Origin of the sequence: Cobetia sp. 4B (genome assembly GCF_018831605.1) — a bacterium.
Lineage (GTDB): Bacteria > Pseudomonadota > Gammaproteobacteria > Pseudomonadales > Halomonadaceae > Cobetia > Cobetia amphilecti.
In genome coordinates, this window is the sequence record NZ_CP059843.1 from 2,972,167 (window position 1) to 2,984,995 (window position 12,829).

9 protein-coding genes and 1 pseudogene are annotated in these 12,829 nt (G+C 61.6%); 4 read left to right on the forward strand and 6 right to left on the reverse strand.

What is annotated here, in order from left to right; genetic code table 11:
* Positions 1-127: 127 nt before the first annotated feature.
* From H2O77_RS12240 to H2O77_RS12250, 3 genes are all read right to left on the reverse strand, one after another.
* Positions 128-940 (reverse strand): ATP-binding cassette domain-containing protein, encoded by an 813-nt coding sequence (locus H2O77_RS12240; protein ID WP_215823196.1) that lies wholly within the window; start codon positions 938-940, stop codon positions 128-130.
* Between the two features lie 118 nt (positions 941-1,058).
* Positions 1,059-1,733, reverse strand: coding sequence for an ABC transporter permease (locus tag H2O77_RS12245; RefSeq protein WP_199852303.1), 675 nt, complete (start codon positions 1,731-1,733; stop codon positions 1,059-1,061).
* Positions 1,734-1,759: 26 nt separating this feature from the next.
* The gene (locus H2O77_RS12250) at positions 1,760-2,683 is read right to left on the reverse strand and encodes a substrate-binding domain-containing protein (protein ID WP_215823197.1); all 924 of its coding nucleotides are present in this window, start codon (positions 2,681-2,683) and stop codon (positions 1,760-1,762) included.
* Between the two features lie 639 nt (positions 2,684-3,322).
* On the opposite strand from H2O77_RS12250, the gene H2O77_RS12255 reads away from it, so the two are divergent.
* The 3 genes and pseudogenes from H2O77_RS12255 to H2O77_RS18120 form a co-directional block, all read left to right on the forward strand.
* Positions 3,323-4,909, forward strand: coding sequence for a sigma-54 dependent transcriptional regulator (locus H2O77_RS12255; protein ID WP_215823198.1), 1,587 nt, complete (start codon positions 3,323-3,325; stop codon positions 4,907-4,909).
* Entirely contained in the window at positions 4,906-7,173 is a 2,268-nt protein-coding gene (locus H2O77_RS12260; RefSeq protein WP_215823199.1) for a cache domain-containing protein, read from the forward strand. Before H2O77_RS12255 ends, H2O77_RS12260 begins: the two co-directional genes overlap by 4 nt.
* A gap of 198 nt (positions 7,174-7,371) precedes the next feature.
* Positions 7,372-7,581 (forward strand): annotated as a pseudogene (locus H2O77_RS18120) (helix-turn-helix domain-containing protein); the annotation flags it as partial.
* A gap of 508 nt (positions 7,582-8,089) precedes the next feature.
* On the opposite strand, the gene H2O77_RS12270 reads toward H2O77_RS18120, so the two are convergent.
* The 3 genes from H2O77_RS12270 to upp all read right to left on the reverse strand — a co-directional run bounded on the left by H2O77_RS12270 (position 8,090) and on the right by upp (position 11,540).
* On the reverse strand, positions 8,090-9,313 hold the full coding sequence (locus H2O77_RS12270) for a glycosyltransferase (RefSeq protein ID WP_240548599.1): 1,224 nt from the start codon (positions 9,311-9,313) through the stop codon (positions 8,090-8,092).
* Positions 9,314-9,503: 190 nt separating this feature from the next.
* Positions 9,504-10,790 carry a uracil-xanthine permease family protein gene (locus H2O77_RS12275; RefSeq protein WP_215823200.1) on the reverse strand — a complete coding sequence of 429 codons (1,287 nt, stop codon included), beginning with the start codon at positions 10,788-10,790 and terminating at the stop codon, positions 9,504-9,506.
* Positions 10,791-10,910: 120 nt separating this feature from the next.
* On the reverse strand, positions 10,911-11,540 hold the full coding sequence (upp, locus tag H2O77_RS12280; RefSeq protein WP_043335602.1) for a uracil phosphoribosyltransferase: 630 nt from the start codon (positions 11,538-11,540) through the stop codon (positions 10,911-10,913).
* 332 nt (positions 11,541-11,872) lie between these two features.
* Between upp and H2O77_RS12285 the strand changes: the two genes are divergently transcribed.
* Positions 11,873-12,805 carry a glycosyltransferase family 8 protein gene (locus H2O77_RS12285; RefSeq protein ID WP_215823201.1) on the forward strand — a complete coding sequence of 311 codons (933 nt, stop codon included), beginning with the start codon at positions 11,873-11,875 and terminating at the stop codon, positions 12,803-12,805.
* The last annotated feature ends 24 nt before the right edge of the window (positions 12,806-12,829 follow it).

The following is a 12,829-nucleotide window of genomic DNA, read 5'->3' on the forward strand; positions in this document are numbered from 1 at the left end:
AAGGCGCAGGTAATGTCATGCAGCAGGGCTGCTGGCAGGGCATCCAGTGCAAGCGGCTGATGAACAGGGCTTTCTCAACCCTGAAGCTTGAGGCGCCTGAGCCGAAGGCTCAGCTATTGAAGGCAACTCAGCCCGCTGAGGGCTCAGTGTGCAGGCTGGCAGCGCTCAGCGTCCAGCGCGCACTCGAGCCCTGACTCAAGGCATTGTCCTGATGCGAGGACAGGATCACCGCACACCCCTGCTGGCACATCTGCTCCAGCCGCAGCGCCAATTGCTCGACGGCGGCCTGATCCAGATTGGCGGCAGGCTCATCCAGCAACAGCACCGGCGGACGCGACAACCAGGCGCGCGCCAATGCCAGTCGCGCCCGCTCGCCACCCGACAATGAGCGGGCGGGCTGACGGGCCTGATCGCTCAGCCCGCTCCAGCGCAGCATCTCCTCGGCCTGATCGCGCTGCTGGCCGGCAGAGCCGCTGTCGGGTTGCCAGCGAGCCGCCAGCACCAGATTGCCGGCCACGCTGGTGTCGAACAGATACGGCTGCTGGTGCAGGTAGCGCACCGGATGAGCGTCACGGGTCTGCCATTCAAGCTTGCCGCCAGTCGCTGGCTGCATGCCGGCCAGCACGCGCAGCAGCGTGGTCTTGCCGCTGCCGTTGTCGCCTTTGAGGTGCACCCAGCCGGACGCCGGGGTCGGCGCCCAATCCAGCGCCGCCACATGCCACAACAGGCGACCTTGCGCCTCGGTGCCCTCGCCGGATGCCTGCGCCGCAGGCGGCAAGCGATATTCGAGGCCGCGCACACGCAACAGAGGGGCAACGCTTGCGTCGGCAGCGAGTACCTGGGCAGCAGGCGGCGCGGCTTGCGCGAAGCCAGTCCCCGCCACCGGGCAGGAGGGGTCGCCCGGGGGAACAGACGAGGACGAAGAACTAGGGGGGAACATCATGACTCCATACGACGATTCAGCCTGACGCGATCAGTGCTGGTGTGCTTGTCTCAACTGGCAGGCAGGCGGCTTGCAGGCTGCGGGAGCAGAACATGACTGTTGGTGAGACCGCGGGTCACGCCTGCACCACCAGCTGACCGCGACCACGCAACAGCCCCAGCATAAGATTGAGCGCCAGCGCCAACACCAGCAATACCATGCCCAGGGCGACCCCCTGGGCATACTCGCCCTTGAGGGTTTCCAGCGCGATGGCCGTGGTGATATTGCGCGTGAAACCGGCAATGTTACCACCCACCATCATGGCGCAACCCACTTCAGCGATGATTCTACCAAACGCGGCCACCAACGCCGCCATCACGCCGAACCGGGCCTCCATCACCAGCCGCCACAGCGCCGCCCGGCGCGACGCCCCCAGCTGCAAGGCCGTCTCCCAGGCACGCTTGTCGACGCCCGCCAGCGCGGCATGCAGCATCACCACCAGAATCGGCAGGGCGAGCAGAATCTGCCCGATCACCATCGCCGGCTGGGTGAACAGAAGATGCCAGTCGCCCAGCGGGCCAGCGCGCGACAGCAGGATGAACAGCAGCAGCCCCACCACCACGGTGGGCACGGCCATCAGGGTATTGATCAGCGAAATCAGCAGCCAGCGCCCCGGGAAGGCACAGCGAACCAGCACGAAGGCGATCAACAGCGCCGGTGGCACCGCGATCAACATCGCCATCAACGAGACACGAAACGACACGCCGATGATCTCCCACAGCGCGCCATCCATGCTCAGCAGGAGGCTCATGGCCTCCTGCGTGGTTTGCCACAAGCTCACGAACGCGGCTCAGCCTGTGCGCCCTGCGCCTTCACCGGCGTGCGCTCAGAGGCGCGGTCCGCTGTCTGGCGAGCATCGAAGCCGGTCTCGCCGTGGCTGGCATGAAACAGCGCCTTGCCCTTGAGACGGTAATCATCGATTGCCTGCTGCCCTTCGCTGGAGATCAGCCATTGGGCCAGCTCACGCGCACCACGGGTATTGAGCCCGTCATGATTGGCCGGGTTGACCAGAATCACCTGATAGGGGTTGAAGAGGCGCGCATCGCCCTCGACCAGAATCTCAAGCTCGAGCTTGTCTTCCATCGCAAGCCAGGTGCCACGATCACTCAGGGTGTAGTCCTGCAGCTCACTGGCCATGCTCAGCACCTTGCCCATGCCTTGGCCGACGGCCTTGTAGCCGGAGAAGTCAGGGGTGACATCGGCACTCTGCCACAGGGCCAATTCCTTCTTGTGGGTGCCGGAGTCATCGCCGCGCGAGATGAAGCCGGCATTGGCGCCGGCGATCTTGCCCAGTGCCGCGTCCACATCCTGCATGCCGTCGATGGCCGCCGGGTCCGCCTCGGGGCCGAGCAGCACGAAGTCGTTGTACATCACGCCATGCGGCTCGACACCGTAGCCGGCATCGACGAACTTGCGCTCGGCGCCCGGGGCGTGAGTCATCACCAGATCCACATCGCCATCCTGGCCCATGCGCAACGCCTTGCCGGTACCGACCGCGATGACCTGAATGGTGACATCGTGGGCCTCTTCATACTCCGGCAGCAGGTGATCGAGCAGGCCTGAGTTGTAGGTGCTGGTCGTGGTGGCCAGACGGATGATGTCGTCGGCTGCCTGGGCCGGCAGAATGCTCAGCGCACCGAATGACAGGCCTGCGAGGGTGGCCAGCAGGCGACGAGAAGACAAGGTATGGCGTTGCGGCATGGGGGGGTGCTCCCTGAATATTTTTTCTGGCGTGACGGTCTTGATGACATCAGCGTGAATGCTGACTCTGCAAACGACATGCCGAAAGCGCTGTGGTGACGAAACGGACGATCCAATAAAGGCTTTCAAGGCTTTGCCAGACAGCGCTGATACATGGACTGGCACGCAAGACAGCCGGCGATGATACCGGAATCTTCTCCAGCAGGCAGACTTGCCGGTACCCGCCTGCTGTCGTCCCTGACGCCCCTCTCATCCCTGACGCCCCTGTCGCCCTGCTGACGTCGCTATATCGACTGGAGCGAATGGCGCTACCGGAATGGCACTGCGGGAATGGCACTGCCGGAATGGCCGAGAAAATACTGACAATAAGCCCAGGCATGACCACCACTGCCCCATGACGACCCGATTGCCGAGTCATCGCCGGGCCTTGCGTAGCGCAACGGGACAGCCTGCCAACCCTGCCCACCAGCACCGCGTGCTGACAAGGCTGCAAGGCCCTGCCTGTGGCCAGCGTAAGCAGAAAGAGGCAGCAATGTGGCATCCAGCGCTAGATTACCAGTGAGCAGCACGCCACAATGCCCGCATGATAGAGATGATCTCCCCTGCGACCATTACTGCCCTGTTGACCCGAGGAACGCCATGACTGCCCACGCCCCCTCCACACCCCGTGAGACCCGGCGTAGCGGCAGCGACCCCCTCCCCACCGCCTCGGTACTGATCGTCGATGACGAGCCCGGCATGCGCCGCTATCTGGAGAAGGCACTGTCCTCGCGCTTCGCGCTGATCGAATGTGCCGACAGTGTCGAGCAGGCCGAAGCCCTGCGCTCGCGCCTGCATTTCGACCTCATCCTGCTCGACATTCGCCTGCCGGGGCGTGATGGCCTGGATTGGGATGAGGCGCTTGCGCCCTCTTCGGTCAGCGATGTCATCTTCATGACGGCCTACGCCGATCTCGAGACCGCTGTGCGCGCGCTGCGGGCCGGAGCCTGTGATTTCATCATCAAGCCGTTTCGTCTCGAACAGTTGCAGGCTGCGCTGGACCGCTGCCTTGAGCGCCGCCAGCTGACGCGGGAAAACTTCCTGCTCCGTCGCGACAATGCCCGCCATCAGCAGGAAGAGGCCAGCCTCAAGGGCGAGAGCCCTGCCATGCAGGAGCTGGCGCATATCATCGCGCGCGTTGCTCCCGCGCCCTCTCCGGTGCTGATTCTGGGGGAATCCGGCACCGGCAAGGAGCTGGCGGCGCGTGATCTGCATCGCCTGTCCGGTCGGCGCGGCGCCTTCGTGCCGGTCAACTGCGGTGCCATCAGCCCGGAGCTGTTGGAGAGCGAGCTGTTCGGCCACCTCAAGGGGGCCTTCACCGGCGCCCACCGTGGCCGTGATGGCCTGTTCAGCTTCGCCGATGGCGGCACGCTGTTCCTGGATGAAATCGGCGAGATGCCATTGGCAATGCAGGCCAAGCTGTTGCGAGTGCTGGAGACGCGCCGCGTGCGCCCCGTCGGCGGCGAGCAGGAACAGGCGGTGGACGTGCGTATCGTGGCCGCCACTCACCGCACATTGGAGACGGAAGTGGCCGCGGGCCGCTTCCGCGAAGACCTCTACTATCGCCTCAACGTGCTGAGCCTGACACTGCCGGCCCTGCGCGAGCGCCCGGAAGACATCCCGGCGCTGGCCCAGCATTTCTCGCGCCAACTGTCGCGTGAGCTCAACCTCCCCGCCGTGCCCTGGCAGCATTCTGATCTCACTCGCCTGTGCCACTATTCCTGGCCCGGCAATGTGCGGGAACTCAAGAACGTCATCGAGCGCGCCTTGCTGCTCGGCCGCCTGCCCGGCGATACCCTGCCGGTCGACAGTCAGGCCGCACAGGCAGCAGGCCACGAGATATGGGACGACAGCGGAGACGCGACCACCTCCGCCGAGGAAGAGGCCACCAGCAGCGGCTATCCGCTCGAGTGGTCATTGGATGCGGTGGAAAAGGCCCATCTGTGCGCGGTACTGGAGCGACATGCCAACAACAAGTCAGCCGCCGCCCGCCAGCTGGGCATCTCGCGCAAGACGCTGGATCGCAAACTGACCACCTGGCGCGCCGAGCAGCAAATCAGTGAGGACAGCGGCGCTGAGAATGCCACTGAGAGTGGCACTGAGAGTGGTACTGAGAGCGGCGCTGAGAGTGATCAACCCGCCCCCACCACCTCCGCCGCTCCCTACGGAGCCGACGGCAGCGCATGATCAAGCGCCTGCGCCATTACTTCGCCGGTTCGCTGCGGCGCAGGCTGCTGCTGCTGACACTGGCGCCGCTGCTGGCGCTGATGCTGGCGCTGGTCGGCCTGACCGCCTACTGGACCACGGCCTATACCGACCGCCAGCTATACATGAACGTGCGCAGCGATCTCGATGTCGCCAGCCGCACACTGCAGAGCCAGCATCAGCGCCTGCGTGATGGCCTGGAGGCGATGCGCCGCAACCTGCGCCAGCTGCTGGCGCCCGATGAGCAGACCGCGCAGCTGTTGCCACGCCTGGTGCCGCGCCTGGATACCATGCGGGACACCCTCAATGCCGACTGGCTGCGCTGGCTGCCCACCGACCAGTTGCGCCAGACGCCCGGCGTCGCCGCGCTGATTCCGCAACTGGCGCGCGGCGAAAGTCTGGATGGCCTCGACATGCTGTCCAGCGACTCACTGGCGACGCTGGACCCTGTCCTTGCCGAGCGTGCGCGCCTTGCGCTGCGCCAGACGCCCTACGCACAACCCAGTGCCCGTCGCGAGGAAAACCGCGGCATGCTGCTGCGGGCGCTGGTGCCCATCCTCGATGGCGAGGGCAAGCTGCTGGGCGCGCTGGATGCGGGCCGCCTGCTCAATCGCGACCCGCGTCTGGTCGATGAAATCCGCGATCTGCTCTATGGCCCCGGCACCCTGCCGGAAGATGGCACCGGCACCATCACCCTGTTTCTCGATGATGTCCGCATCGCCACCAATGTCACCGATGCCAGCGGCGAGCGTGCACTGGGCACGCGCGCCTCGCTGGAGGTGAAGCGTCAGGTGATCGGCAATGGCGAGCGCTATATCAATCGTGCCTTCGTGGTTCGTGACTGGTTCGTGGCCGCCTATGCCCCGCTGGATTCTCTGGATGGCCAGCGGATCGGCATGATCTACGCAGGCTATCCGCAGGCGCCCTACGCGCGACTCTATCGCGAGACGCTGACGCATATCAGCCTGGTGCTGATCGCGGTCAGTCTGTTGGGGGTACTGCTGGTGTGGAGCAGCATCGAGCGTCTGATGCAGCCGATCCGACAGATTCGCCGTGTGGTGCATGCGGTGCGTGATACCCCCTCACAGGAAGGCTTGCGCATAGGCCCGTTGTCCTCACTGGGGCCGGCGCAGCGGCACGGTGATGAGCTGGATGAACTGGCCGAGGAATTCGACGCCATGCTGGCGCGACTGGAAGCGCACCGCCACGAGATACAGCTCGCGGCCCAGACGCTGGAAGCCCAGGTGGAGGATCGTACCCGCGATCTGAGCGCCCAGACCGCCACGCTGCGCGAACGCAGTCAGGCGCTGGAGGAGCACGTCCGCCTGCTGCGCGAAGCGCGTGCACGCCTGCTGACCCGCGAGAAACTGGCGGCACTAGGCGAGCTGACGGCGGGTATCGGCCACGAGATCAACAACCCCGCCGCGGTGATTCTGGGTCATGTCGAGTTGATCGAGGTGATACTCGGTGAACAGGCCGAGCCGGTGCGCGAGGAAATCGCCACCATCATCCATCAGGTCGAGCGCATTCGCGCGCTGGTCGACAACCTGCGTCAGTACGCACGCGATCCGCTCGCCTCAAACGACATTGGCGACGGCAACTCACTGACGCCGTCACTCGGCGCGCCTCACCTCAGCCAGATTCATCCCGATGAGGCGATCCACAGTGTCGAGGTGCTGGTCAGGCACGCGCTGGATCATCATGGCCATCAATTGCAGCATGAGCTGGCGGCGACCCGCTTGATCGAGGCCGATCGCGCGCAACTGACCCAGGTGCTGGTCAATCTGCTGATCAACGCCATCGAGATGGCGCCTGCGCCGGATACGCTGTGCATCACCAGCCGTGATCGTGATGCAGCGCTGGCCGTAATGAATGATGAGCCAAACAGCCGTCCGGATACGTCAGTCTCAGCGCCAGCGCCAGCCTCAGTGCCAACGGAACTCGCCCCCGTGGCGGGAGTCGAGATACGCGTCATCGATCACGGCGCTGGCGTGCCCGAGCACCTGAAGTCGCGCATCTTCACGCCCTTCTTCACCACGCGCGCCAATGGCTCGGGCATCGGCCTGTCGGTCTCATCCGGGTTGATCACCCAGCTGGGAGGCAGGCTATGGCTGGAAGATACCCCTGGTGGCGGCGCCACCTTCTGCCTGTGGCTGCCGTGCATCGCACGCCGGCATCATGAGGATGATCAAGGGCGCCATCTGCTCGAGACGCTCAGCGCCGGGGGCAGCAGTCGCTCGCCTTGAGCCACAAGCAACAAATGAACTCCCCTGGGCGTTACGAGGCGCACTGCCACGCACTCCCACCCGCGTGCTAGCCTGCGCGCATGCTCACTCAATCAGGCACCACTGATGTCGCACGATAGCTCCCCTACTGCCTCAGAACCTCTCACTGCCGGCAAGGCAGCGCAGCCCACTGACGACAAGAAAATGGCAGACGAGGAAATGACAGCGTCTCGCACGCTGGGCAAGCGGCTGCGCGAACTGCGCACGCGTCATGGCCTCTCTCAGCGCGAACTGGCCAAGCGTGCTCAGGTGACCAATTCGACCATCTCGCAGGTCGAGCAGGACGCGGTCAGCCCTTCCGTCAGCTCGCTGAACAAGATTCTCGAGGTATTTCCGATCTCGCTGAGCGACTTCTTCAGCGATGAGATACCCGTCGAACCACCACGCATCCTGCGTGGCAACGAGCATGAGCCGATTGCGGGCTGTGGACCGGGACTCACGTTGCGGCGCATTGATCAATCCCGACAGACATCGCCACAGCCCCAGATCGAGCTGGGCAGCCTCGCACCGGAGTGCAGCGCCTACCTGCAGGCTGCGCATGACAGCCTGGTGCTGGTCACGCACGGCGCACTGTGTATCGAGTTCCCCGCGACGGCGGCCTGCCAGGAGGCACTTCTCGAATGTGGTGATGCTGCGCGACTGCATGCCGGGGAGCGTTATCAACTGCATTGGCGCAAGCCTGAGGCGTCGCAAGCCGCAAGCCATGAACTCTCAAGCAGTGAAGTTAACCACCACGGGACCTCCGGCGCTGCCGAGGCCCCAGACTGCCAGTGGCTATGCATCGCACAGAGTCGCTAGGCAGGCATTCGCTCGAGAACTGCTCGGCCCTGCCAGCTCGGCCCTGGCCAGCTCGGTCAAGTTGGCGTAAAGCGCGTCGCTAGCCTCTTGCAGCGCGGGAGGGAGGCTGGTCCGCAGCATCAGGCGACTGCTCGCGCGCCTCATCCCAGGGGTCATTGGTGGCCGGCTCGGCCAGGAAACGCTCCACCATGGTGTGCGGACAGAAATCTGCCAACCATTCCTCGCGAATCGGATAGCCTTCCTCTGCCAACAACTCGTTCATGCGTCGCGCGAGGCCTTCGGCGGAATGCGGCGCGATGGCGTGTTCCAGCTCGCCCTTGAGGATCTCGCGTATTCCACCACGGCAATCCACCGAAACTACCGGTGTGCCGCAAGCCAGCGCCTCCATCAGCACGATACCCATGCCCTCGACACGCGAGCTGAGCACGAACAGCCTGGCGGCACGCATCCAGGCATAGGGGTTGTCACGCTGACCGGCGAAGATCACCCGCTCGGCGATGCCAAGCCTTTCAGCCTGAACTTCCAGGGCTTCCCGGCAATTGCCCGCCCCCACGATCACCAGCGGCTCCTTCGGATTGGCCAGGGCATAAGCCTCGAGCAACAGGGCGTGGTCTTTCTGCGGCACCAGACGCGCCACATTGAGAATGAAGGGTTCAGCCGGGATATCCGGCTCATCCATGGCGGCCTGCTCGCGGATCCGGGTGATCGGACAGGCATTGACGATCGTCTCGATATGCGCCGGTGCCACCCCGTGCTGGCGAGCGATGTCACGTGCCCCTTGCGCCACATCCTCGGACACCGCCACCAGATGCTTGTCTTCCAGCAGACAGCGGGCAAACATGCGCTGCTTCCACTGCGGGCCGGTGAAGTTGACACGATTTTCCAGCACGTAACGTGCACGGGAATCCTTGAATCCCCACACCTGTTCGAAGGTTCCCAGGCCACGGAAGATGATGCGGTCAACCTTGCCATGTTCCTGCTCGAATTCCTTGAGCCAAGCGGCGAATTCCTCGCCACCGGCCTTGCCGACCCACACGAAATTGGAGCGACGGATCACGGGATTGAGCACCAGACGTGACGCCAGAGTCGTCAGGGCGCCGCCGACGGAACGCTGGACGCGCTGCTGAATCGGCACGACGTGCTGCTGGACGCTGGTATCCTGCGGCTCCAGCACCTGATCACGACCGCGCCAGATGACCATATGTGTCTCGTGGTCATTCGCGGCCAGACTGTCGGCAAGATTGACCGCCACTCGCTCCATGCCGCCCATTTTCAGGCTTCTCACTACGACCAGGGTACGCAAGCATCACTCCTTCGAATGTCCGCCAGTACCGCTTTGTGTCGCGTGCAAGACATGCGAAAACGATAGCTGGCGTCTGGTAGGAAAACGAAAAATGCAACTCCCATGTGCCAGTCACTCAGCACATGGGAGTTGCATTTATCTGAACCGTCATTCGCGGGAATGTTCCCTGCGACCACTCATCAAATGGTAATCATTCTCCCTCTTTCGCCGGCGGCAGAATCAGGTTGAGCACGATGCCCAGAATGGCGGCTAGGCTCACGCCCTGCAGCGTGAACTGACCACCACCGACCTGCATGCCACCGATCCCGAACACCAGGATCAAGGAGGCGATCACCAGATTGCGCGGTGCGGTCAGTGAATCCCCCGCGCGCACCAGCGTGTTCATGCCGACCACCGCGATCGAGCCGAACAGCAGGCACATGATGCCGCCCATCACCGGCGTGGGGATCGTCTGCAGCACGGCGCCGACCTTGCCGATGAAGGCCAGCGAGATCGCGACACAGGCCGCGACCGTCATCACGCGCGGATTGAAGTTGCGAGTCAGCATGACCGCGCCGGTCACTTCGGAATAGGTGGTATTGGGCGGACCACCGAACAGTGACGCCGCCGACGTCGCCAGGCCGTCGCCGAGCAGCGTGCGATGCAGTCCCGGCTTCTTCAGGTAATCGCGCCGTGTCACCGAGCCGATCGCCACCATGTCGCCGATGTGCTCGACGGCAGGCGCGATGGCGACGGGAATCATGAACAGAATGGCGGAAAATTCGAAGGTCGGCGCAGTGAAGCTTGGCAGCGCCAGCCACTCAGCGGCATGCACCGGCGAGAGATCGATCACTCCCATCACCAGCCCCAGCACATACCCCGTCAGGATACCGCCGAGGATCGGTACCAGACGCAACATGCCACGCCCGAAGATCGACAGCACCAGCGTCACGCCAAGACTGACCAATGACAATGTCAGCGCCTGAGCATGCGAGATGTTGTCGCTGAATTCGCCGGTGGCCATCTGCACCGCCGTCGGTGCCAGTGCCAGGCCGATGACCATGATCACCGGACCGACCACGACGGCCGGCAGCAGACGATGCACGATGCCGACCCCCTTGAGGCGAATGCATTGCGCCAGCAGCACATAGACCAGGCCCGCGACGAACAAGCCGCCCATGGTGGCAGGAATGCCGAAGTTCGCGACCGAGCTCTGGATGGGCGCAATGAAGGCAAACGATGAGGCGAGGAAGACCGGCACGCTGGCCTTGGTCACGCACTGGAAGACCAGGGTGCCGACACCGGCCGTGAACAGGGCGACGTTGGGGTCAAGCCCGGTCAGCAGCGGAACCAGCACCAGCGCACCAAAGGCGACGAACAGCATCTGCGCGCCGGTGACGAGAGTCGTCAGCGAGAACCCTTCCTGTTCCGGCAAGGGGACATGGGCAGACGACGCATGGGGAGAGGAGGTATCAGAGGACGGTGATGAAGACGACATGGCAGCACTTCTTTTCACGGGCGGAGGAGTCAACCGCCTGATCCTGACTGCTCAGACAGGTCAGACAGATACAAAAACGCCCCGCGCAGATACGCAGGGCGTTGTCATCTCTGGCGGCGCTCAGCGCGTGCCGAAGATCTTGTCACCGGCATCGCCGAGACCCGGCACGATGTAACCGTTCTCGTCGAGACGGTCATCGACGGAGGCGGTGTAGATCTCGATGTCCGGGTAGGATTCCTGCACCTTGGCGATCCCCTCAGGCGCCGCGACCAGCACGATGACCTTGATCTGCTGGCAGCCCTTGGCCTTGAGCATGTCCAGCGTGGCGATCATGGAGCCGCCGGTCGCCAGCATCGGGTCAATCACGATGGCCAGACGCTCGTCGAGATCTGACACGAACTTCTCGAAATACGGTACCGGCTCCAGCGTCTCTTCATCACGGTACAGGCCCACGACGCTGATGCGTGCCGGGGGAATCAGGTCCGTCACGCCATCCAGCATGCCCAGGCCGGCGCGCAGGATCGGGACGATGGTCACTTTCTTGCCCTTGATGGTCTGGACATCCAGCTCGTTGCCGCTCCAGGCATCAATGGTGGTAGTTTCCAGCTCCAGGTCCTGGGTTGCCTCATAGGTCAACAGCTTGGCGACCTCACTGGCCAGCTCACGGAAGCTCTTGGTGCTGATGCCTGCTGCACGCATCAGGCCGAGCTTGTGCTGGACCAGTGGATGATTGATGGCATGGACGCTCATGGAAATACCTCTTGGGACAGAAGATGGTGCAAACGATACGCAGCACTACCCCCGCCGGCTCGGACGATAGCAGCGGGAAGGCTGGTAAATTGAGCGCATTCTAGCGGAAGCAGGCTTACAAGTTAAGTACCACCACCCTGTCCCCCCTTACCTTTAGCCACAAGGGCTAAGCCTCCGTGCCAGCAACACAATCCTCGCCCTGAGCAGGTATCCAGAGTTGTTTTCGTAACCGAACAGTAACTATTCATGGAGATAACCTTACAGCATTGCTTAGAAAGCACACAAACATTATCATATGTAAATATCAAAAGTACTTTACACGAGAGGAATTAATGCTACCTATATTTATATCATGCGATGAAAATTACTCCGCGCATCTTGCTACCACTATCATATCGGCAATCATCAATTGTAAAGAGCCTGAAAAGCTCAAATTTATCATTGGTGACGCTGGGCTCAAAGCAGACACAAGATCAACATTGACATCCATGATAGAAAAATATGGATCTCATGTGGCATTTGTTTATCTAGACGACAGTAAATTTAGTGGCCTAAAAATAAAGCGCTACGGCAAGTCAATTTACTTCAGATTCTACCTTGATGAATTGCTTGATGATGAAGAACTAGTTCTATGTTTGGATTGTGACACTGTTGTCGTCGGCGATTTATCAGATATATATGGGGAAACCAGTGGGGAAAGTTTCACAATTGCTGCTGTGGAAAATATCGGTAGATCTCCATATAGTCGTCTTGGTTTGAAAAAAGGTGATTACTTCAACTGTGGATTAATGCTTATCAATATGAAGCAGTGGAAAGAAGAAAAAATAGGAAAGAGAGGGCTGGAGTTTTTATTAGCTCATCCTGAATTGTGTGCACACAATGAACAATGCGCAATTAACAAAGTCGTCCAAGGGGAATGGTATCGTCTTCCATTGACTTGGAATGCTCAACGACCTGCCTATAAAATTTTAGAAAAGCGTATGAACGAACAGCATAGGGATAAAAATGAATTCTTGAAATCAATTCAGGAACCGATCATGGTTCACTATATGGGAAAAAACAGTAAACCTTGGGATGCTCATAGCTTGCATCCATTAAAAGCATTATATACTATTTATCGTCGCAAAACCCCATGGCCAGTTAAAACCCAGAAAACTGCATTACATAGAAGAATAAGATTCTATGCATCAGTACAGAAACTATTTCTCTACGAAAAGAGAAGAAGAATGAGCAAACAATTGATCGACATGCACGAAAGCGCCTAACCATGGTTGGCGCAAAAACTAACG